Source organism: Pseudomonas sp. S30_BP2TU TE3576, assembly GCF_050436025.1.
Classification (GTDB): domain Bacteria; phylum Pseudomonadota; class Gammaproteobacteria; order Pseudomonadales; family Pseudomonadaceae; genus Aquipseudomonas.
The window spans coordinates 2259066-2280666 of record NZ_JBNDLK010000001.1 but is presented as its reverse complement, the minus strand read 5'-3'; the positions used below and the strand labels follow the sequence as shown (position 1 = coordinate 2280666).

22 protein-coding genes and 1 pseudogene are annotated in these 21601 nt (G+C 59.4%); 13 read left to right on the top strand and 10 right to left on the bottom strand.

The annotated features are described in order from the left end of the window. Window positions 1-13 precede the first annotated feature (13 nt). Complete coding sequence (locus ABIA48_RS10370; protein WP_429488432.1) at window positions 14-709, top strand: hypothetical protein; 696 nt, start codon at window positions 14-16, stop codon at window positions 707-709. Here ABIA48_RS10370 and ABIA48_RS10365 read toward each other — a convergent pair. Then, window positions 674-1498, bottom strand: a complete 825-nt coding sequence (locus ABIA48_RS10365; RefSeq protein WP_429488430.1) for an IclR family transcriptional regulator — start codon at window positions 1496-1498, stop codon at window positions 674-676. The two genes, ABIA48_RS10370 and ABIA48_RS10365, sit on opposite strands and share 36 nt — an antisense overlap. A gap of 163 nt (window positions 1499-1661) precedes the next feature. Between ABIA48_RS10365 and hmgA the strand changes: the two genes are divergently transcribed. Genes hmgA through maiA form a run of 3 tightly spaced genes read left to right on the top strand, consistent with a single transcriptional unit; the run spans window position 1662 to window position 4922 of the window. Next, complete coding sequence (hmgA, locus tag ABIA48_RS10360) at window positions 1662-2966, top strand: homogentisate 1,2-dioxygenase (protein ID WP_429488428.1); 1305 nt, start codon at window positions 1662-1664, stop codon at window positions 2964-2966. Between the two features lie 3 nt (window positions 2967-2969). Next, window positions 2970-4274 (top strand): fumarylacetoacetase, encoded by a 1305-nt coding sequence (gene fahA, locus ABIA48_RS10355; RefSeq protein ID WP_429488426.1) that lies wholly within the window; start codon window positions 2970-2972, stop codon window positions 4272-4274. Window positions 4275-4286: 12 nt separating this feature from the next. Next, a complete protein-coding gene (maiA, locus tag ABIA48_RS10350) occupies window positions 4287-4922 on the top strand; it encodes a maleylacetoacetate isomerase (RefSeq protein ID WP_429488424.1) in 636 nt (211 codons plus the stop codon). A gap of 118 nt (window positions 4923-5040) precedes the next feature. On the opposite strand, the gene ABIA48_RS10345 is transcribed toward maiA, so the two are convergent. Then, a complete protein-coding gene (locus ABIA48_RS10345) occupies window positions 5041-5844 on the bottom strand; it encodes a SirB1 family protein (protein WP_429488422.1) in 804 nt (267 codons plus the stop codon). A 183-nt stretch (window positions 5845-6027) separates the two neighbouring features. On the opposite strand from ABIA48_RS10345, the gene ABIA48_RS10340 reads away from it, so the two are divergent. Further along, entirely contained in the window at window positions 6028-7047 is a 1020-nt protein-coding gene (locus tag ABIA48_RS10340; RefSeq protein ID WP_204929241.1) for a Glu/Leu/Phe/Val dehydrogenase, read from the top strand. A 188-nt stretch (window positions 7048-7235) separates the two neighbouring features. On the opposite strand, the pseudogene ABIA48_RS10335 reads toward ABIA48_RS10340, so the two are convergent. After that, window positions 7236-7475: pseudogene (locus tag ABIA48_RS10335) on the bottom strand (YebG family protein); the annotation flags it as partial. A gap of 277 nt (window positions 7476-7752) precedes the next feature. On the opposite strand from ABIA48_RS10335, the gene ABIA48_RS10330 reads away from it, so the two are divergent. Beyond that, a complete protein-coding gene (locus ABIA48_RS10330; RefSeq protein ID WP_429488419.1) occupies window positions 7753-8253 on the top strand; it encodes a phosphate-starvation-inducible protein PsiE in 501 nt (166 codons plus the stop codon). Here the strand turns inward: ABIA48_RS10330 and ABIA48_RS10325 are convergent. Beyond that, a complete protein-coding gene (locus ABIA48_RS10325) occupies window positions 8250-8570 on the bottom strand; it encodes a DUF3509 domain-containing protein (RefSeq protein WP_429488417.1) in 321 nt (106 codons plus the stop codon). The genes ABIA48_RS10330 and ABIA48_RS10325 overlap by 4 nt on opposite strands. Before the next feature lie 309 nt (window positions 8571-8879). Beyond that, window positions 8880-10256 carry an L-serine ammonia-lyase gene (locus ABIA48_RS10320; RefSeq protein WP_429488416.1) on the bottom strand — a complete coding sequence of 459 codons (1377 nt, stop codon included), beginning with the start codon at window positions 10254-10256 and terminating at the stop codon, window positions 8880-8882. Window positions 10257-10391: 135 nt separating this feature from the next. Here ABIA48_RS10320 and ABIA48_RS10315 point away from each other — a divergent pair, with 135 nt between their 5' ends. Together ABIA48_RS10315 and ABIA48_RS10310 are read left to right on the top strand one after the other, a co-directional pair. Continuing rightward, the gene (locus ABIA48_RS10315) at window positions 10392-11339 is read left to right on the top strand and encodes a LysR substrate-binding domain-containing protein (protein ID WP_429488414.1); all 948 of its coding nucleotides are present in this window, start codon (window positions 10392-10394) and stop codon (window positions 11337-11339) included. Window positions 11340-11553: 214 nt separating this feature from the next. Then, complete coding sequence (locus ABIA48_RS10310; protein WP_310057365.1) at window positions 11554-11961, top strand: HPF/RaiA family ribosome-associated protein; 408 nt, start codon at window positions 11554-11556, stop codon at window positions 11959-11961. Here ABIA48_RS10310 and ABIA48_RS10305 read toward each other — a convergent pair. After that, window positions 11951-12262, bottom strand: a complete 312-nt coding sequence (locus tag ABIA48_RS10305; RefSeq protein WP_429492973.1) for a hypothetical protein — start codon at window positions 12260-12262, stop codon at window positions 11951-11953. The genes ABIA48_RS10310 and ABIA48_RS10305 overlap by 11 nt on opposite strands. On the opposite strand from ABIA48_RS10305, the gene ABIA48_RS10300 reads away from it, so the two are divergent. The 3 genes from ABIA48_RS10300 to ABIA48_RS10290 all read left to right on the top strand — a co-directional run bounded on the left by ABIA48_RS10300 (window position 12197) and on the right by ABIA48_RS10290 (window position 16426). Further along, window positions 12197-12769 (top strand): RNA polymerase sigma factor, encoded by a 573-nt coding sequence (locus tag ABIA48_RS10300; RefSeq protein ID WP_429488411.1) that lies wholly within the window; start codon window positions 12197-12199, stop codon window positions 12767-12769. The two genes, ABIA48_RS10305 and ABIA48_RS10300, sit on opposite strands and share 66 nt — an antisense overlap. Further along, complete coding sequence (locus tag ABIA48_RS10295) at window positions 12766-13755, top strand: FecR family protein (protein ID WP_429488409.1); 990 nt, start codon at window positions 12766-12768, stop codon at window positions 13753-13755. Before ABIA48_RS10300 ends, ABIA48_RS10295 begins: the two co-directional genes overlap by 4 nt. A 241-nt stretch (window positions 13756-13996) precedes the next feature. Next, on the top strand, window positions 13997-16426 hold the full coding sequence (locus ABIA48_RS10290; RefSeq protein WP_429488407.1) for a TonB-dependent siderophore receptor: 2430 nt from the start codon (window positions 13997-13999) through the stop codon (window positions 16424-16426). Between the two features lie 144 nt (window positions 16427-16570). On the opposite strand, the gene ABIA48_RS10285 is transcribed toward ABIA48_RS10290, so the two are convergent. After that, window positions 16571-17446 carry a helix-turn-helix domain-containing protein gene (locus tag ABIA48_RS10285; protein ID WP_429488405.1) on the bottom strand — a complete coding sequence of 292 codons (876 nt, stop codon included), beginning with the start codon at window positions 17444-17446 and terminating at the stop codon, window positions 16571-16573. 151 nt (window positions 17447-17597) lie between these two features. On the opposite strand from ABIA48_RS10285, the gene ABIA48_RS10280 reads away from it, so the two are divergent. Then, entirely contained in the window at window positions 17598-18500 is a 903-nt protein-coding gene (locus ABIA48_RS10280) for a DMT family transporter (RefSeq protein WP_429488403.1), read from the top strand. A 26-nt stretch (window positions 18501-18526) separates the two neighbouring features. Here ABIA48_RS10280 and ABIA48_RS10275 read toward each other — a convergent pair whose 3' ends face one another. Next, the gene (locus ABIA48_RS10275; protein ID WP_429488401.1) at window positions 18527-19036 is read right to left on the bottom strand and encodes a DUF2165 family protein; all 510 of its coding nucleotides are present in this window, start codon (window positions 19034-19036) and stop codon (window positions 18527-18529) included. Between the two features lie 188 nt (window positions 19037-19224). After that, window positions 19225-20199 (bottom strand): 2-hydroxyacid dehydrogenase, encoded by a 975-nt coding sequence (locus ABIA48_RS10270; protein WP_204929251.1) that lies wholly within the window; start codon window positions 20197-20199, stop codon window positions 19225-19227. A gap of 197 nt (window positions 20200-20396) precedes the next feature. On the opposite strand from ABIA48_RS10270, the gene ABIA48_RS10265 reads away from it, so the two are divergent. Next, window positions 20397-20654 carry a hypothetical protein gene (locus ABIA48_RS10265; RefSeq protein WP_429488399.1) on the top strand — a complete coding sequence of 86 codons (258 nt, stop codon included), beginning with the start codon at window positions 20397-20399 and terminating at the stop codon, window positions 20652-20654. Window positions 20655-20797: 143 nt separating this feature from the next. Here ABIA48_RS10265 and ABIA48_RS10260 read toward each other — a convergent pair whose 3' ends face one another. Further along, window positions 20798-21547, bottom strand: a complete 750-nt coding sequence (locus ABIA48_RS10260; protein WP_429488397.1) for a YkgJ family cysteine cluster protein — start codon at window positions 21545-21547, stop codon at window positions 20798-20800. Window positions 21548-21601 lie beyond the last annotated feature (54 nt).

Below are 21601 nucleotides of genomic sequence, written 5' to 3'. Positions count from 1 at the left end.
ACAGGAAGTTTTTATGAGTAACAGTCTTTATTCTTATAGCGATCCACGAATTCTTGCCTTGAAGAAAACTCGCCCGGGTTTTGCAGTAGAGGTGCTTTTGACCGAGCAGCTTCAAAAATTTGGTGTCAGCCCTTTCAACACCTACCTGAATACGCTGGTCGACGTACTGTATGACGATGTGGAGTCCTCCAGGACATTGTTCGATGAGACCCTGGAGTGGGTTGAAAAAGAACAACTGCCCAATTACGTACAAGGCATCAATGGCGTTTTCAAACGACAGTTTTCATTCGCATCGAAAGATCGGGTTGCGGGACTGGACTTGTTGAGTTTTGAAGATCTTGTCGTGCAGATCGTCAGGGTGTTAACCAGCGCACCTTCAGTCAATCTTTCCAAACGCTCGGTAAAATCATTGAGCTTTGAAGAGGTTCATAGGGCAGTAAAGTATGGAATGCCCGAGGTTGATATTAATGCAGTGTATATAACCAGTTTTATTGACGACTCCGGTGAGCGCAAAGTTCTACACTCCCGAAGTCTGGCCGAAGATCTATACGGCTACCTGCAGCACAATGAAATTCCGTTTTACCATGGCGAGCATATCGGCGTTTTTTCGGTCGCCTACAGTACAAAAGATGAACATGTGCATACACAGGTTACAACTCAAGAAATCAGCAGGCTAGTGATCGATATTGTTCCTGACTTCCTGGTTTGACTGGGGGCGATGTTCATATCCCATCCGCCAACTGATGGCCCGGGTCGCGGCAAGCAATCGCTGCGCCGCCGGGCCATTTTCGTCAGCATGAAACAGCGACGTCGGCCCCACCACCGTCAGCACTGCCGCAATCTTGCCCATCGCGTTGAACACCGGCGCCGACAAGGCATCCACACCGGGCATCAACAATCCATGCACATGATGCAGGCCCCGTTGGCGGATCTGTTCGCACATCGTCGTGTATGCCTGCTGGTCGGCCAAGGCGTGGGCGGTGCTGTTCTGCAATTCCTGATCGCGCAGGTCCACGGTTTCACGCGCAGGCAGGTAAGCGCCGAAGACCAGTCCGGTGGAGGAGCTGAGCAGCGGCAACACCGAGCCCAGTTGTGTCACCACTGTCACCGCACGCACCGCCGGTTCGATATGCACCACGGTCGCGCCCTGATTGCCCCACACCGCCAGAAAACAGGTTTCGTTCAAGTCATCGCGCAATTCAGCCAGGGGCAGGGTGGCGACTTTCAGCACGTCCATACTGTTGAGTGCCGCCAACCCTACGCGCAAGGCTTCGCGGCCAAGGCCGTAATGGTTGGTGGCGGCGTTCTGCTCGGCGAATCCACTGGCGATCAAGGCCTGCAAATAGCGGTGAACCTTGCTCGCCGGCATCTGCACGTGTTCGGCCAGGCGCGACAGCGAAGTCGAGGGCGACAATTCGGCCAGAGCCTTGAGGATGTCGGTGCCAACCTCGGCCGAGCGGACTTTCTGTTTACCGTTGTTGTCGCTGGTTTTTTCCATGGTGGCTGGGATCCCGGGACGAATGGGCGTCTTTATAGCTTGACGGTCAATACCAATCAAATTACGTTATGCGTAATTGAATTACGATAAAAATAACCCAGGCATGCCACGAACTCTGCAACAGAGCGACCGGCCATTGCCGACTCCCTGTTCAGGAGGCTCCATGAACTCCGATTCAACGACGCCAGCGCTGGCTTACCTGTCAGGCTTCGGTAACGAATTCAGCAGCGAAGCGTTGCCCGGCGCATTGCCCGTCGGCCAGAACTCCCCGCAAAAAGCCCCGTACGGCCTTTACACCGAACTGTTCTCCGGTACGGCATTCACCATGCCGCGCAGTGAGGCGCGTCGCACCTGGATGTATCGCATTCAGCCATCGGCCAATCATCCGGCGTTCGTCAAACTTGATCGGCAACTGGCGGGCGGTCCATTGGGTGACGTGACTCCCAACCGCCTGCGCTGGAACCCGCTGGAGATTCCCGCCGAGCCGACTGACTTCATCGACGGTCTGGTAAGCATGGCCGCCAACTCGGGCGCAGAAAAACCGGCCGGGATCAGCATCTACAACTATCGCGCCAACCGCTCTATGGAGCGTGTGTTCTTCAATGCTGACGGCGAGATATTGCTGGTGCCTGAACTGGGGCGCCTGCGTATTGCCACCGAACTCGGCGTGCTTGAACTGCAACCGCTGGAAATTGCCGTACTGCCACGCGGCCTTAAATTCCGCATCGAACTGCTCGACCCGCAAGCCCGCGGTTACGTCGCTGAAAACCATGGCGCGCCGCTGCGTCTGCCGGACCTGGGGCCGATTGGCAGCAATGGCCTGGCCAACCCGCGGGACTTCCTGACCCCGGTGGCTGCCTACGAAAACCTGCAACAGCCCACCACGCTGGTGCAGAAGTTCCTCGGCCAGTTGTGGGCGTGCGAACTCAATCATTCGCCGCTCAACGTGGTCGCCTGGCACGGTAATAACGTGCCGTACAAATATGACCTGCGCCGTTTCAACACCATCGGCACCGTCAGTTTCGATCACCCTGATCCGTCGATCTTCACGGTGTTGACCTCGCCGACCAGCGTCCACGGCCTGGCCAACCTCGACTTCGTGATCTTCCCGCCGCGCTGGATGGTGGCCGAGAATACCTTCCGTCCACCGTGGTTCCACCGCAACCTGATGAACGAATTCATGGGCTTGATCCAGGGCGAATACGACGCCAAGGCTGAAGGCTTTGTGCCTGGCGGTGCATCGTTGCACAGCTGCATGAGCGCCCACGGTCCGGACGGTGAGACTTGCACCAAAGCGATCAACGCTGACCTCAAGCCGGCGAAAATCGACAACACCATGGCATTCATGTTCGAAACCAGCCAGGTGTTGCGTCCAAGCCGTTTCGCCCTCGATTGCCCGCAACTGCAAAACACTTACGATGCCTGCTGGGCTACGCTGCCCGCCACTTTCGACCCGACCCGGAGATAACCCATGACGCAGACTTCCATCACTCGCAGCTGGGTTGAATCCGCCAACGGCCATGCTGATTTCCCGCTGCAAAACCTGCCGCTGGGCGTGTTCAGCCTCAACGGCTCGGCACCGCGCAGTGGCGTGGCCATTGGCGAGCATATCTTTGATTTGCAAGCGGCCCTGGAAGCCGGGTTGTTCGAGGGCGCCGCGAAGGCTGCCGTCGAGGCCACCCGTGGCGGCCAGTTGAATGCTTTCTTCGAACTGGGCCGCGAGGCGCGTGTGGCCCTGCGTGAACGCTTGCTGGAACTGTTCACCGAAGGCAGCCCCCTGCACGGCAAAATCGAAGCCCAGAGGGCGAAACTGTTGCCACTGGCGGCGGATTGCGAGATGCACCTGCCGGCGAAAATCAACGATTACACCGACTTCTACGTCGGCATTGAGCACGCGCAGAACGTCGGCAAACTGTTCCGTCCCGACAACCCGTTGCTGCCGAACTACAAGTACGTGCCAATCGGCTACCACGGTCGCGCATCGACCATTCGCCCGTCCGGTACCGACGTACGTCGTCCGAAAGGCCAGACCTTGCCGGCCGGTCAAACCGAGCCGACCTTTGGCCCTTGCGCGCGCCTGGACTACGAACTGGAACTGGGCATCTGGATCGGCCAGGGCAACGACATGGGCGACTCGATTGCCATTGGCGACGCCGCCGATCACATCGCCGGTTTCTGCCTGCTCAACGACTGGTCGGCACGGGACATCCAGGCCTGGGAATACCAGCCGCTGGGCCCGTTCCTGTCGAAAAGCTTCATCACCAGCATCTCGCCGTGGGTTGTTACCGCCGAAGCGCTGGAGCCATTCCGTCGCGCCCAGCCTGCGCGTCCGCAAGGCGATCCGCAGCCGCTGCCATACCTGCTCGACAAGCGCGATCAGGCCGCTGGCGCGTTCGACATCGAACTGGAAGTGTTGCTGCTCACCGAGGCCATGCGCGAACAGAACCTGCCGGCCCATCGCCTGACGTTGAGCAACACGCATCACATGTACTGGACCGTGGCGCAAATGGTCGCGCACCACAGCGTCAATGGTTGCCAATTGCAGGCCGGTGATCTGTTCGGCTCGGGCACGTTGTCGGGCCCTGAGAACGGTCAGTTCGGCAGCCTGCTGGAAATTACCGAGGGTGGTAAAAAACCGATCGAGCTGGCGTCGGGCGAAGTGCGTAAATTCCTTGAGGACGGTGACGAAATCATCCTGCGCGGCCGTTGCCGCCGTGACGGTTTCGCTTCCATCGGTTTCGGTGAGTGCCGCGGCAAAGTGCTGCCGGCGCGTTAACAGGAGAGGGGCATGGAACTCTATACCTACTACCGATCGACTTCGTCGTACCGGGTGCGTATCGCGTTGGCGCTCAAGGGCCTGGATTATCAATCTTTGCCAGTCAACCTGATCGCACCGCAGGGCGGCGAGCATCGGCAGCCGGCTTATCTGGGTATCAACCCGCAAGGCCGGGTGCCGGCCTTGCGCACCGATGCAGGCGAATTATTGATCCAGTCTCCTGCGATCATCGAGTACCTGGAAGAACGTTATCCACAGGTACCACTGCTGTCCAGGGACCTCGCCACCCGCGCCCATGAACGCGGTGTGGCGGCAGTCATCGGCTGCGATGTGCACCCGTTGCATAACGTCAGCGTGCTCAATCGGCTGCGCCAGTTGGGCCACGACGAACCGCAAGTGGTGGAGTGGATCGGCCACTGGGTCGGCCAGGGGTTGGCCACGGTGGAGCAGTTGATCGGTGATGACGGTTACTGTTTCGGTCCCGAGCCCGGGTTGGCGGACGTCTATCTGATCCCGCAGTTGTATGCGGCCGAGCGCTTTAATGTTTCCCTTGAGGCTTATCCGCGCATCCGGCGAGTGGCGGCATTGGCGGCAACACACCCGGCGTTCATCAAGGCGCATCCGGCGAACCAGCCAGACACGCCATAACTATTCACCCTGTCCCAATGTGGGAGCGGGCTTGCTCGCGAAGAGGGCATGTCAGTAACAACAATGTGGCTGACACACCGCTTTCGCGAGCAAGCCCGCTCCCACAGGTGTTTTGTGATCAGTGAACGATGGCGTTCGGCGGCAAATGCCCCAGGCGTTCCGTCAGGCGAATCCGCTGGATCGGGTCGTCGCTGAGCAGCAGCGCATGCTCAAGGTCAAAACGCTCGGCATTCGGGCAGTCCAGCCGTTGATACAGGCTGGCCCGGGACAGATAGTCTGTGGCACTGGCGTTGCCTAGTTGCAGGACGCGATCGGCGTCTATCAAGGCATTGATGACATCGTCGTGGGACAGGTACAACTGGCGCAGGTTGCGCGACAGTCGTTGCAGCATCTGCACCGGCTCGGCGGTTTCCAGGTGCTCGGCGCTGAGCTTTATGTTCGGGCCGTACTGGCGGTGCAGTAATTCCCTGCAATCGTTCGGATAAAGGCGACGGCCGCCGCAGGGGTCAAGCAAATGATCGGCGCCCGGCACCCGCAGCAGGAAATGTCCGGGGAAGTTGACCCCGACCATGGGAATCTCCAGGCCCCGGGCCAACTCCAGTGCAATCAGCCCCAGCGTCAAGGGTTGCCCTCGTCGGCGTTCCAGTACTTTATCGAGCAGTGCCACTTGCGGGCGCAACGGCGTGAAATCGTCCTGGGCAAAACCAAGATCGTTCATGCGCCGCAGCAGCGGCTGGGCCAGTTCACTGACCGGCAACATCGGCAATCCGCCACTGACCCGTTGTTGCAACGCCTGGAAATCGGCCAGCAGTGCTTGCGGGTTCACCTCGCTATCGTGCTCGGCCGCAATCCACAGTGCCGCCTCGAACAGCGCGGGCGGTGAACGTTGCAGGCAGGCGAAAAACGATTGGCGCGGGGTCATCAAAATCTCCGGGCAATGCCTCGTTTTAGCCCCCTCTCCGGCATTCGTCCAGTGCCGCGCAAGGGCCAATACAGGTTATTTCCGAAAGCCAGCATTGTGGCCGTGCTTATTCCTGTGCGCTTCTGCAATTTTTGTGCGCAAGCCTATACTGGCGACTACAAGAAGTGATTCGGGAGCCTTACGATGTTCGCTCTCATGCAAAGCACTCGCCTTGAATCGCTGCATCTTAGCGTTGACTCGGCCACCGGGTTGAAGGCGGTCATTGCCATTCATAACAGCCGCCTGGGGCCTGCCCTGGGTGGTTGTCGTTACCTTGCCTACCCCAGCGACGAGTCCGCGGTCGAGGACGCTGTGCGCCTGGCCCAGGGCATGAGCTACAAGGCTGCGCTGGCCGGCCTGGCCCAGGGCGGAGGCGTGGCGGTGATCATTCGCCCCGTTCACGTGGCCAATCGCGCCGCGCTGTTCGAAGCCTTCGGGCGCTGTATCAATCAGCTCGACGGGCGCTACATCACGGCCATCGACAGTGGCACCTCAGTGGCGGACATGGATTGCATCGCCCAACAGACTCAACACGTCACCAGCACTACCTCGGCGGGCGACCCCGCGCCGCACGCGGCGATGGGCGTATTCACCGGCATTCGCGCCACGGCGATGGCGCGACTGGGCAGCGATAACCTCGAAGGCCTGCGCGTCGCCATTCAAGGCCTGGGCAACGTCGGCTATGCCTTGGCAGAACAGTTGCACGCCGCCGGGGCCGAATTGCTGGTCAGCGATATCGATCACGGCAAGGTGCAACTGGCGATGGAGCAACTCGGGGCTCATCCCATCGCCAACGACGCACTGCTCAGCACGCCTTGCGATATTCTTGCGCCGTGCGGTTTGGGCGGGGTGCTGAGCAGCCACAGCGTGACGCAACTGCGCTGCTCGGCGGTGGCCGGTTCGGCGAACAATCAGTTGACGCATCTGGATGTCGCCGACCAACTGGAGCGGCGGGGCATCCTGTACGCACCGGATTACGTGATCAACGCCGGTGGGCTGATTTACGTTTCGCTCAAGCACCGCGGCGAAGAGCTGTCGACCATCACCGCACACTTGTCGAAAATCAGCTCGCGCCTGACCGAAGTGTTCGCCCACGCCCAGGCGGAAAAACGCTCACCCGCACGGGTGGCCGACGAGTTGGCGGAAAAAGTGTTGTACCGTTGAATCAGGTATGAGTTTTCCACAGGCATGAAAAAGGCCCTGAGCCATTCGACTCAGGGCCTATTCAATTTGGGCTTTACTTACTTGGCGGCTTTGGGGGCCTTGGCAGGCTTGGCCGGGGTGATCGGCTCAGCGGCTTCAACGGCCCCAACCGCTGCAACAGGTTCTGCGACTTCAACCGGTGCGCTGAGCAGTTCGGACAGGGCGTCCGGCTGGCTCTTGAACGCCTTGGCGAACACATCGCGATTCTTCGCCATGTAGATCCCGGCTTCTTCCACTTGCTGCTCGGTCAGGGACGGAACGGCTTTTTGCAACACTTCAGCCAGCAATTCGGCCAGTTCGAGCATTTTGTCATGACGGTCAGCTTCGGCTTTATCCATGAACAAGCGCTCCAGATCTCGGCTGCTGCGGTATACCACTTCGACGGCCATTCACCACCTCACATGCCTTCACATTGGTTGTCGGTTTCGACTACTGTATCTATATACAGCGAAAAGCATAAGCGAAACCCTGTCTTTTGGGTAGTGGCTTTTTAATGTAGTCCGGATTCGACATTTGTCAGGCGAGGCGCTGCACGGGTGCGACCAAACGCCACGGCGCGCAATCCAGAGCAGCTCGCCATCATGGGCTGGCCTTTTTTCTGCATACAGAAAAACCGTCACGTCCAACCCGCATCATCCGGTCGATTCGACCTAAGGAAGCATCATCGTGAAAATCAACTGGGCCGAAAAATTGCGGCGGAACGTCCATGAGCTGGCCGAGTCCCTGGGCAATCTGTTCGTCGAAACCTTTCACTACCTGGCGCTGTTCGCCATTGGTGCGGTGACCGCGTGGGCGGCGGTGATGGAGTTTCTCGGGATGATCGAAGAGGGGCACATCAAGATCGATGACATCTTGCTGCTGTTCATCTACCTGGAACTGGGGGCGATGGTCGGGATTTACTTCAAGACCAACCACATGCCCGTGCGTTTCCTGATCTATGTGGCGATCACCGCGCTGACGCGGTTGCTGATTTCCAACGTTTCGCATCACAACCCGCCGGACCTGGGGATCATTTACCTGTGCGGCGGGATCCTGCTGCTGGCGTTTGCGATTCTGGTGGTGCGTTACGCTTCGTCGCAATTTCCATCGGTGAAGATCGAAAACCCGCAACGCAAAATCGGTGCGGGCTCCAGTGAACATCCTGAGATCGAGAAGGGCGAAATCTAGAGCCCGAGCGTGGGGGGGCGCAGCCGCCCTTTGACGGCGGGTGGCGGCAAGGTCCGGCCGCTGCCGGTGGTCATGGCTTCGAGAATGGTCACGGCGCTGTGGCCTTGTTCGATGGCAATGCCGAATTGAATGCTTTGAACCAGGCGCTTGAGACGTTGGGGGTCATTGCGCTGTTCGGCGCTGATCATGCGTTTGGCCACCACGCGGCCATTGTCGGAAAGGGTCAGCATGATGCTGCCGTCCAGGCCCTGAATGCTCAGGTTGATCTGATAATCCGCTGCGAAGGCATCGGTAATGAGCTGGAAAGGGTTGTCCATGATGCGTCACCGCTTGATTGAACCTGCAGTTGTTGACCGGCCGTGATCGGGTTGGTTCGCAATGCCAGACCGCCGGCCATCTCGCCATCATTGTTCCACCAGGGAACTAGCAAGGCTCATGCCGGAAAAAATGCCGGACAAAAAACACGTTCTGTAGGAGCGAGCCTGCTCGCGATGGTCGTGAACGATAACGCGTCAAACCAGATGGTTCGCGGCGCCTGAGGGTTTTTCGCGAGCAAGCTCGCTCCTACAGGGGCCGCGTTTTCTGCCCGTTTCAGGGCAATAATGGCTGGCGTGCAACCAAAACGGTCAACATTCCACCCAGTTCACCGCCAGTCCGCCCCGTGACGTCTCTTTGTACTTATCGTGCATGTCCGCCCCGGTGTCACGCATGGTACGGATCACCCGGTCCAGGGAAATGAAGTGTTTGCCGTCGCCGCGCAGGGCCATTTGCGTGGCGTTGATTGCCTTCACGGCGGCAATCGCATTGCGCTCGATACACGGCACTTGCACCAGTCCGCCAACCGGGTCGCAGGTGAGGCCGAGGTTATGTTCCAGGCCAATTTCGGCGGCGTTTTCCAGCTGTTCCGGGGTGGCGCCAAGCACCTCTGCCAAACCCGCGGCGGCCATGGCGCAGGCGGAGCCGACTTCGCCCTGGCAACCGACTTCGGCCCCGGAGATCGAAGCGTTTTTCTTGCACAGGATGCCGACGGCCGCTGCGCCCAGGAAGAATGCGACCACATCGTCGTCAGACGCCTCGGCATTGAACTTCATGTAGTAGTGCAGCACCGCCGGAATGATCCCCGCCGCGCCGTTGGTCGGGGCCGTGACCATGCGCCCGCCGGCGGCGTTTTCTTCGTTGACCGCCAGGGCGTACAGGTTGACCCATTCCATCGCTGACAACGTGGAGGTGATGACATTCGGCTTGCCGATTTCCTGCAGGCTGCGATGCAGTTTCGCCGCTCGACGCGGAACATTCAGGCCGCCGGGCAGAATGCCTTCGTGGCGTAAACCCTGCTCTACGCATTCGCGCATTACCGACCAGATCTGCAACAGGCCCTGGCGGATCTGCGCGTCAGTGCGCCATGCCCGCTCGTTGGCCATCATCAGTTCGCTCACCCGCAGCCCGTGCTCGTTGCAGAGCTTGAGCAGTTCGGCGGCACTGGAAAAGTCGTAAGGCAGCACCACATCGCCAGTCGGTGCGATTCCGGATTCGGCCTCGGCCGCTTCGATGATGAAGCCGCCGCCCACCGAGTAATAGGTTTGCTCGAACAGTTCGCCGCATTCGCCGAAGGCTGTCAGGGACATGGCATTGGGGTGGTAGGGCAGGCTCTCGTCGAGCAACAGGAGATCGCGTTGCCAGTCGAAGGCAATTTCCGCAACGCCTGCCAGGCACAATCTGCCAGTTTCGCGCAGGGTGTGAATGCGCCTGTCGATGGTGCCGGGATCGATGCTGTCGGGCCATTCGCCCATCAGGCCCATGACGCAGGCGCGGTCTGTTGCGTGGCCAACGCCGGTGGCAGAGAGTGAACCGTAAAGGCGAATTTCCACTCGTCGCACGTCAGCCAGCAAACCCTGTTCGACCAGTTGCCGGGCAAAGGTCGCGGTGGCACGCATCGGACCGACGGTATGGGAGCTGGACGGGCCGATGCCGACTTTGAAGAGATCGAAAACACTGATAGCCATGCTAAAGCCTGTACAAGCAATGGAAGGGGAATCGCCGCCATTTTTGTAGGACAAGCGCAATGTCGGCGATACTGCCCGTCAAGCTCCTACGTGACCAACGAAAATTCCTAAGACATCCTTTAGCAGGACTAAACGATGAGTCGTCAATTGCACGGCCAGACATACGTCTGGCTGAACGTGTTTGCCTGTGCTGCGCGGCACCTGTCGTTCACCCGATGTGCCGAAGAACTGCACATCACCCCGGGGGCAGTCAGCCAGCAGATCCGCCAGCTGGAAGAACGCCTGGGTTTTCGCCTGTTTCACCGCCGTGCCCGCGGCGTGGAGCTGAGCGCCGAGGGCCAGCGCCTGGCCATTACCGTCAACGAGGCCTTTGGCAGCATCGATGCGGAATTGCGGCGACTGGACGCGGGCATGATCAGCGGGATTCTGCGGGTGCGTTCGATTCCGTCGTTCCTGAGCAAATGGCTGACGCCACGGCTGCCGCGTTTGCAGCAGCGTTTTCCGGACATTCAGTTGCGCCTGGTGGCCGAGGACAGCAGCGTGCCGTTGCATGAAGGTGACTTCGACCTGGCGATCGACCTGAACGACGGCAGCTATCCCGGCCTGTTATCCACAGCCTTGCTTGATGAACAGATTTTTCCGGTGTGCGCGCCGGGCCTGTTGCGTGGTCGTCCGCCGCTGCATGGTCCGGCAGACCTGATGCACTTTCCCTTGCTGCACGACATTACCGCCTGGCGCGGCAGCTACGAGTACGCGGAATGGGAGTTTTACCTCAATGCCATCGGCTTCGAGGGGGCGGATGTGCGACGCGGGCATACCTTCAATCGCAATCACCTGACCATCGAGGCGGCCATCGCCGGGATGGGCGTGGCGATTGCCCGACGAACGCTGCTTAACGACGAACTGGAACGCGGGGCGTTGATCGTGCCTTTTGGCTTGGCGGTGCCTAATCACAAACGCTACATGTTGCTCTATGCGCCGGGTGCGCTAAGCCATCCCGGCGTGCGTGCGGTGCATGACTGGCTGGTGGAAGAGGCGGGGATTTTTCGCAGCCTGCACCCGTTGGGGGAGCGGCAAATGTGAGCAATTATTACGTAAGAGCAGGGCGACCCAACTCCCGACCTTAACAGCGCTTTTATCGGTTGTCCGGCTTTTTTTGCGATTGAAAATTTATCTTTTTTAGGGGGTTGAATTGTTCCGCGTACAGACCGATTGTGTAACCAAGAGGTCACGGTGACGACGCCCAAGGGCTTAGCTGACCGGCCTCTCGCGAGCTAGCTGAAATAAGGGATGAACTATGCAAATCCAAGTCAATAGCGATAACCATATTCAAGGCAGTAAACGACTGGAGGAGTGGGTACGTACGACCATTGAGAGCATGCTCGAACGCTACGAAGAGGACCTGACACGCGTCGAGGTTCACCTGCGGGACGAGAACGGCGACAAGCCGGGTCCCCATGACATGCGCTGCCAACTGGAGGCGCGGCCAAAAGGCCATCAACCGGTTTCCGTCACCCATAAAGCCTCCACCATGGAGCAGGCGATCGACGGAGCGGCCACCAAACTTGAACATGCGCTGGAGCATATGTTCGGCAAATTACGCGGCAAACGAGCCAATGTGGTGCCCATCGAGAGTGGTGCCCATGCCGACCACCTGCTGGAAGAAGAGTTTCTGGAGAACGAACAGGCGGCGCTTAACGGCTGACACCTGATTCACTTTTTTCCTTCCCATGAAAACGGGCCTGCATTGCAGGCCCGTTTTGTTTTCGCTGGCTTTTGGATTCCGTGACCATTGGCATGGCTGTGGTGCAACCAATGGGCGTAATAGAGGGCTGCACCCGATCCTTTTGCATATGAGAATATTTATCATTAATATTGCGGCCTTGCCGGCCCCCTGACGCTGTCGTGGCCTCACCGGTTTTCAGGTCGAAACATGAACGATGATTACTCTCCCTCCCGACCCCCACGATATCGAGCACGACGAACAACGCTGCGATCGTGCGCATTTTCTCCAGGTCTTTCTTTCCCAGCGCTCGCAAATGGAGGCGTTGGTGAATCGTCGCGTCGGTTGCCGGGCGACGGCGGCTGATCTGGTGCAGGATTTGTTCCTGCGTTTCTGGCGTCGGCCGCTGGTGCAGGTCGAGGAGCTCAGCACTTACCTGCTGCGCTGCGCCGGCAATATCGCCATCGACCATTTGCGCAGTGAAGGCACGCGAGTCCGGGCCAGTGAAGGCTTGCTGGTCGAACCGCCGGACAGCCACGGCAGCGGACCGCAGGCGGCACTGGAGGCGGGCAGCGATTTGCGTCATGTCGAAGCGGCGTTGCGCGCCTTGCCGGAGCGTACACGGCAGATTTTTTTGCTCAATCGTATTCATGGCCGTAAATACGCGGAGATCGCCAAGGCCATGGGTTTGTCCCAAAGTGCCGTGGAAAAACATATGATGCGCGCCCTCGAAGCCTGCAAGGCCAGCCTTCGGGAACCCGAAACGCGTATGCCAGGGAAAGCACCGTGAACCACTTTGACCGCGTCATTCCGACGCCCGCGCAGGAGCAAGCCGCGCTGGCCTGGCTGAGCCTGTTGCATGACCAGCCAAGCAGCGGTGACCAGGCTACGTTCAGCCAATGGTTGCAAGCCGACCCCGCCCATGCCGAGGCGTATGCCCAGGCGCAAGTGCTGTGGGAGTTGAGCGAAGTGCCGGCGCGCACCCTCGCCCATGAAGACGCCTTTGCCTTGCAGGGGTACCTCAAGGCGATGAATCGCTCGCGGCGCAACACCGTCGGGCGCTGGTCCGGGGCCTTGGCCATGGCCGCTTGCCTGCTATTGATGATCAGCCTCGGCACGGGTTGGCAGCCGATGCGCTGGATCGATGACCTGGGGGCGGATTACATCTCGGCGCCAGGGGAAATTCGCACGGTGACCCTGGCCGATCAATCGCAAGTCACCCTGGACGCCGACAGTGCCATCGCGGTGGATTTCAGCCGTGGCGAGCGCCATGTGCAGTTGCGCCGCGGCGCCGGCTTTTTCAGCGTCACCCATACCGGCGAGCCGTTTGTGGTGGAGGCGGAGAAAGGTCAGGCGCGGGTCCTGGGCACGCAATTCGAAGTCCGTTTGCAGCCCCATGGCGCGCAGGTCACGGTGTTGTCGGGGCGGGTTGGCGTGTCGGCGGACAAGAACGCCGAACAGCAAATACTCACCGCCGGCCAGCAAGTGGCCTACGGCGAAAGTTCGGCGCAAAAGCTCCACGCAGTGGACAGCGAAGCGCAGTTGGCATGGCGTCAGGGCTGGCTCAATTACTACAAGGCGACGTTGGCCGATGTGGTTCAGGATTTGGGACGCTATTACCCCGGACGAATCGTGTTGCTCAACGATGAGCTGGCGACACGGCGGGTCAGTGGCAGCTTCCCGAGCAGGAACCCGCAGGCGGTGTTGAGTTCGTTGCAGGGGGTGATGGGGTTTGAGCAGCATCAGGTGTTGGGGCATCTGATTATTTTGCGTTGAAGCTGCTGGCCTCTTCGCGGGCAAGCCCGCTCCCACAGGTTTTGAGTCGGTCACCAAATTGGGGGACAACATAGAACCTTGTGGGAGCGGGCTTGCCCGCGAAGGGGCCAGATCAGACACCCAATCACTCAATGTAAAAATATTTTCAAATTTTTGCTGAGGTAAACCCGATTGCCATTCGTGTAGTGACTGAAACTGCGAGTCATTCGCATCCGTTGTGGTTCTACACAGGTCATGAGTCATGAAGTCCAGGGCAAAATCGGGTTCGGTCAAACAATGGTTGAGTGTGTCTGCGTTGAGCTATTCGGCATTGGCGTTGTTACCGCTGAGCGTGGCGCTGGCCGCTGAAGCCGGCAACAGCCAGCAACATGCACAGTTCAGTTTTTCCCTGGCCGCCAAACCGCTGCCCCAGGCCTTGAGTGATTTCAGCCGGGTGACCGGCATCAGCGTCGTCTACACCGATGAAGCGCCATACGGTCTCAATGCGCCGGCAATCAATGGCCAGATGAGCGCCGAACAGGCCTTGCAACGTCTGCTCAGCGGTTCGGGCTTGACCTTCCGTCGTACCGACGGCCACACCATGGCCCTGGAGCCGAGGCCTACCGAAGGCGCGTTGAACCTGGGCGCGACCACCATCACTTCGGTGATGGACGATTCCATGAGCTACCAGCCGCCACCGACCTCTTCGGTGATGCGCTCCTCGGCGCCGATTCAGGACATCCCGCAGACCATCAACGTGGTCCCGGCCCAAGTCATCCGCGACCAGGCTCCGCGCAATCTCGATGATGCCCTGGCGAATGTCAGCGGCATTACTCAGGCCAACACCTTGGGCAGCACTCAGGATTCGGTGATGGTCCGCGGCTTTGGCGACAACCGTAACGGCTCGATCATGCGTGACGGCATGCCGATCGTGCAGGGTCGTGGTCTCAACGCCAGCGTCGACCGGGTTGAAGTGCTCAAGGGGCCGGCCTCGTTGCTCTACGGCATTCAGGATCCGGGCGGCGTGGTCAATATGGTGAGCAAGAAGCCCGAGCTTGAGCAGTACAACGCCTTGAACTTGCGCGGCTCGACCTATGGCGACAGCAAGAATGGCAGCGGCGGCGGTCTCGACAGTACCGGCGCCCTCGGCGATTCCGGGCTGGCCTACCGCATGGTGCTGGACTACGAAGACGAAGATTACTGGCGCAATTTCGGCGTGCACCGCGAGAGCCTTATCGCGCCATCCCTGGCCTGGTACGGCGAAAGCACCCAGCTGCTTTTCTCCTATGAGCACCGCGAATTCCTCACGCCGTTCGACCGTGGCACGCTGATCGATCCGCGGACCAACCATCCACTGGACATCTCGCGCAATGAGCGTCTCGACGAGCCGTTCAACAACATGGAGGGACGTTCGGACCTCTATCACTTCGAAGCCGATCACGAACTCAACGACAACTGGAAAGCCCATTTCGGCTACAGCTGGAACCGTGAAACCTACGACGCCAGCCAGGTGCGCGTGACCGCCATCGACACCCAAAAGGGCACCCTGACCCGCAGCATGGACGGCACCCGGAATGCCATCAGCACTGATCGTTTCACCACCGCCAGCCTAGAAGGCAATGTGAACGTGCTCGGCATGCAGCACGACCTGCTGTTCGGCATCGACGACGAATACCGCAAGATCTTCCGCGAAGACCTGATCCGCCAGAAAAGCCTGACCACGTTCAGTTACGTCAATCCGGTCTATGGCCAGGAAGTGCCCGGCACCACTGTCAGTGCGGCCGACAGCGCGCAGACCGATGAACTGCGCAGCGATTCGGTGTTCCTGCAAGACTCCATCCACCTCACCGAGCAGTGGATTCTAGTGGCCGGCGCGCGTTTCCAGGCGTACGACCAGTACGCCGGCAAAGGCGTGCCGTTCCACGCCAACACCGACAGCAACGGGCAGAAATGGGTGCCGCGCGCGGGCCTTGTGTACAAATACACCGATGCCTTGTCGTTCTACGGCAGTTACACCGAGTCGTTCAAACCCAACTCGACCATCGCGCCGCTGAGCGGCAGCAGTACCGTGCTTGACGGTGGCATCGCGCCGGAAGAAGCCAAGTCCTGGGAGCTGGGTGCCAAGCTGGATCTGCCGGGGCGCGTCACCGGCAATATCGCGCTGTTCGACATCAAGAAACGCAACGTGCTGGTGGCCAACGCCGAAGGCCCGACCACGATTTACAGTGCCGCCGGCGAAGTGCGTTCCCGTGGCCTGGAAGTGGACTTGAGCGGTCAGCTCAGCGATCGCTGGAGCATGATCGGCAGTTACGCCTACACCGACGCCGAAGTCACCGAGGACCCGGTTTACAAAGGCAATCAACTGCAAAACGTGGCGAAGAACAGCGGCTCGTTGTCGGCCGTCTATGACTTCGGCACCGTCATAGGCGGTGATCAACTGCGGGTCGGCGCCGGGGCGCGTTATGTGGGGGAGCGCGCGGGCAACGCGGTTAACGATTTCGACCTGCCGGGCTACACCGTGGCCGATGCGTTCGCCACCTACGACACCAAGGTCGAAGGGCAGAGGGTCAAGTTCCAGCTCAACGTGAAGAACCTGTTCGACCGCACTTACTACACTTCGGCGGCGAGCCGCTTCTTTGTGTCGATGGGCGATTCGCGGCAGATTTCGCTGTCCAGCACCTTGGAGTTCTGACGACAGACCGCGTCATCGTTCTTCGCGGGCAAGCCCGCTCCCACAGGGGAAAAGGGTGATCACAAAACAGCTGAGCACCACCAAACCTTGTGGGAGCGGGCTTGCTCGCGAAGGCGGTTGTACAGGCCACGAAAAAGCTCGGGGCTAGCGCAAAAACGCCTGGCGATAATCGCCAGGCGTTCCACCCAGGGCCTGGCGAAAGCGGTTGGTGAAGTGGCTGGCACTGGAAAAGCCACAGGCCAGTGCAATCTCGCCCAGAGGCTGCGAGGTCTCGCGCAGCAACTCCCGCGCCCGGTTCAGGCGCCGCGCCAGCACGTATTGGTGGGGCGGCAAGCCGAAACTTTCGCGGAACATCCGCGCGAAGTGGTATTCCGACAATGCACACAACGCCGCCAGTTGACCCAGGCTGATGGCGTCGTCCAGATGGCTGTCGATGAACTCCACCAGATGCCGGCGCTGATGTGCGGCCAATCCGCCTTTAAGGCGCAAGCCCTGACGTACATTCACTTGGCTGAGCAGGGCGTGGCTGAGCAATTCGTGGGCCAGGCTGCTGGTGAGCAGGCGCTCGCCCGGCTCGTCCCAATTCAATGTAATCAACTGCCGAAAGCGCAACGCCTGCTGCGGATCATCGAGAAAGGTCTGCTCGCGCAGCTGCATTTCCCGTGGTTCGCGATCGAGCAGGGTGACGCAGCCGAGGGCAAATTGTTCGGGGCTGAAATACAGGTGCGCCAGGCGAATGTCGCCGTTGATCACCCAGCCTGACTGGTGATCGGCCGGCAGGATGCACAGTTTGTCCGGGCCGCCCTTGGTGCCGGGCTGATCACGACGGAAGGTGCCGGTGCCGCCGGCTATGTAACAGGACAACGTGTGGTGGCTGGGCGCTTCGTATTCCTGGGCATCGTGGTGATTGCTCCACAAGGCAGCAGACAGGCCGTCACCGAGCTCGGCACTGTGCTCGAGGCGAGCATTCGGCGAACGGTTAAGAGCTTGAAAGACTTGTAGGGTATCCAGTGCAGCCATGATCGTTGCTCTCTAACACCTGCATCCAACGCCCTGCATCCTACTCCGTAGACGTGTGCCTGCCAGCCTGTCGCCAGACAAAAGCGCAAGTTTATGCAAGTGCGCCCAGGCGTTGCGCCGGACACTGGGCACCTATCGAGGAGCCTTAGTCATGAACCTTTCGTTGTACTTGCTGACCGTGCTGATCTGGGGCACCACCTGGATTGCCTTGAAGTGGCAACTGGGCGTGGTGGCCATTCCCGTGTCGATCGTCTATCGCTTCGGCCTCGCTGCGCTGGTGCTGTTCGTGATCCTGCTGCTTAGCCGACGCCTGCAAGTGATGAACCGTCGCGGGCACCTGATCTGCCTGGCTCAGGGCTTGTGCCTGTTCTGCGTCAACTTCATGTGCTTCCTCACGGCGAGCCAGTGGATCCCCAGCGGTCTGGTGGCCGTGGTGTTTTCCACCGCGACCTTGTGGAACGCCCTCAACGCGCGGGTGTTCTTCGCTCAGAAAATCGCCCGCAATGTGCTGATGGGTGGTGCGCTGGGCCTGCTTGGGCTGGGGCTGTTGTTCTGGCCGGAATTGGCTGGGCATACCGCCAGCCCGGAAACCTTGCTCGGTCTCGGTCTGGCCCTGTGCGGCACCTTGTGTTTCTCGGCGGGCAACATGCTCTCGAGCCTGCAACAGAAGGCCGGTCTCAAGCCGCTGACCACCAATGCCTGGGGCATGGCGTACGGTGCGACGATGCTCTCGGTGTGGTGTCTGGTCAAAGGCATTCCCTTCGAGATGGAAATGAGCGCGCGTTACATCGGGTCGCTGTTGTACCTGGTGATTCCGGGATCGGTGATCGGTTTCACCGCCTACCTGACCCTGGTCGGACGCATGGGGCCTGAGCGTGCTGCGTATTGCACGGTGCTATTCCCGGTGGTGGCGCTCAACGTGTCAGCGTTTGCCGAGGGTTATCAATGGACCGTGCCGGCACTGTTGGGGCTGGTGTTGGTGATGTCGGGGAACGTACTGGTGTTTCGCAAACCCAAAGCACCCCAGGTACTGGGTGGCGGCAAACTGGCCTGAGGTCGTGACATCGAGCGTCGAGGGGCTCAGCGCTCGATTTTCATCGCGATGAATATTAATAACAGAAAGATGAAATCAACAATCTGCCGGGCCCAGTCCTTGTAGTTCCAGGTTTGCGATTCATCCATGTTGAACCATTCGACTCCAATCACTTGAAAACCAACGTAATAGAGGGCGAGGGCGATCAGCAGTCCTATCAGTGCAGGTTTTTTGGCTTCGTGAAACTCTCCCGGACCGGCGTTGATGTTTTTATAAAGGTAATAGGTTCCGAGTGCGCAAAATATGGTGTAGACCACCTCAAGTGTAATGATCAGCCAGTAGATGCGGTGATGTAGCATCGCTGAGGTAATAGCCCTGTAGCTGTATTTCTGGCTATCACTGGTGGTGTCCATGCTCAGGATGTGGGCGAGGTATTCATAGTTGGTCGCGTAATCCGTGAAGTTGCTGTAAAGCATCAGCAATCCAAAGAAACTGATAAACAACATCAGCGTGGCTTTGCTGAATCGAATGACTTGACTCGTTGTGAGTTGGCTCAAGATTGTTAATCTCCATTATTGTTCCCGTTATGCCTGGGTAAGTAAGGAGAGTCTATCGTGTGGTTTTATTGTTTGGTTATTGACTGAATTGCAGGGTGTGTATTCAGAATACTTGCTTGATAAGTGGAGATTGATTTGTTTTTTTCTTTGAATTAACGGGCAGGCGCTTGTAACGCCTGCCCGTTTTTTCAACCCTTCCAGACTTGCGGGTTGACCAGGTCCTGCGGTCGCTCGCCCAGCAGGGCGCTGCGCAAGTTGGCCAGAGCGCGGTTGGCCATGGCATCGCGGGTTTCGTGGGTGGCCGAACCGATGTGCGGCAAGGTCACGGCGTTTTTCAGCTGAAACAGTGGTGACTCGGCCAATGGCTCTTTTTCGTACACGTCCAGCCCGGCACCGCGAATGCGGTTGTTTTGCAGGGCTTCAATCAGCGCCGGTTCATCCACCACCGGGCCACGGGCGATGTTCACCAGGATGGCGCCAGGCTTCATCAGCGCCAGTTCGCGATGACTGATCAGGTGCCTGGTTTTTTCGCTGAGCGGCACCACCAGGCAGACGAAGTCGGCTTCGGCCAGCAATTCATCCAGGCTACGGAACTGCGCACCGAGCTCCTGTTCCAGCGCAGTCTTGCGGCTGTTGCCGCTGTAGATAACCGGCATGTTGAAACCCAGGCGACCACGGCGGGCAATGGCCGCGCCGATATTACCCATACCGACGATACCCAGGGTCTTGCCGTGGACATCGCAACCGAACAACGGTGCACCGACGGTCGCTTGCCATTGCCCTGCCTTGGTCCAGGCATCCAGTTCGGCTACGCGGCGGGCACTGCTCATCAACAAGGCGAAGGCCAGGTCGGCGGTGCTTTCGGTGAGCACATCCGGGGTATTGGTGAGCATGATCCCGCGCTCATTGAAGTAGGCCACGTCGTAGTTGTCGTAGCCGACCGAAACGCTGGACACCACCTCCAGTTTGGCGGCGTTCTCCAGTTGCGCACGACCGAGTTTACGGCCGACGCCGATCAAACCGTGGGCATGGGGCAGGGCTTCGTTGAACTGGGCGTTGATGTCGCCGTTTTTCGGATTCGGCACGATGACGTCGAAGTCCTGTTGCAGGCGTTCGACCATTTCAGGCGTGACGCGACTGAAGGCGAGGACGGTTTTTTTCATGGAGGCGGCTCGTCGGGCGGTGAGGAATGCTTAGCAAGCTACAAGTTTCAACCGGCAAGCCGCAAGTCCAAAAGCCATCGCCACTGCTTTTGACTTGAAGCTTGCCGCTTGAAGCTCGCTGCTGCTAATCCGCTATACTGCGGCCTTTCGCGGCTCGCTCACTGGGCCCGACAATTTGCGCATCACCCGGAGCTTTCATGACATCCCCGAAACAACCGCCGGTAGCCGACGCCTTGAGCGACGTACAGGCAGAGCTGCCAGACAGCGTCGACTCCAGCGCCGACAGCGAAACCAAGGCCGAGATTCCAGCATTCAAGTTCCCGTTCAAACCGGGCGAACTGGCGTCGGCCAAGGGCTCCAACCAGCCGTGGTACAAGAACGGCGCCAAGAACGGCCACACCAAAACCCCTGGCATGGCGCCGCCGGGGACTCGTCGGTCGATGGGTAAGCGCTGAGTTTTAACTCTGTGGTGCCTGGTCTACCGTCTTCGCGAGCAAGCCCGCTCCCACAGGAAAACGCGTTCTTTCATGAGAATGCGATCAAATGTGGGAGCGGGCTTGCTCGCGAAGGGGGCGGCACAAACAACGCATATCCCGGATCAAGCCGCCCGCAATGAAATAAACGCGTAGTTCGCCGGCACACCGGCCGCCTCTTGCGCACCGGCGGCCAGCACTTGCCCGGCAATTTCATCGCCTGACACATGAAACTGCCATTCGCTGGCCCATTCCGGCAACGTTTGCCCAGCCAGTTCGTCGACGATCGCAGCAAACTCCGCCATATCCGGCAGATAAGCGGTAAACCCGTCACCCTTCAGGGCCGTTGTGCGAATGCCCAGCAACGCGCAAATCGCATCCTTCATCTGAATATCATCGCGATCCGCCTGGCGGGAGCGCTGAATCAGTTGCACCAGCTGCTGATCGACCAGGTTGCCGCCGACAATCAGATCCGGTCCTTTTTCCCACGACTCGGGCGGACATTCCTTCAGGGTGATGTTCAGGGGAATGTGCGGATTGATTTCCATCGGGTAGATGCGGCACACCAGCGGCCGGCGTTCGTAGATGCGACAGAGGTTGTCTTCGTCAAGATTCCGGCAGGGGCCGACATTGTAGGCGGCGAACGTGATGGCCACGTACGCATCGGATTCGCCGCTGCGCACCGCTGCCGAACGGCGTTCGGCGTGTTCCCGTTGTTGCGCCGGCAGACCCAGGCCATTGCCCAGAAACGCTTCCACCAGCACGATCAACTGACCGCCATCGGCTGCCCACATCCGGGCCTCGCTCAAGGTCAGGGGCACATGGTGGTCGTTGCAGCATTTACCGCAGCCTACACAGGAAAACGTCGTACTCATTGAGCGTTTGTTCGTATCACAGGGTATGAAACGGCGACAGAATGCCGCCATCAA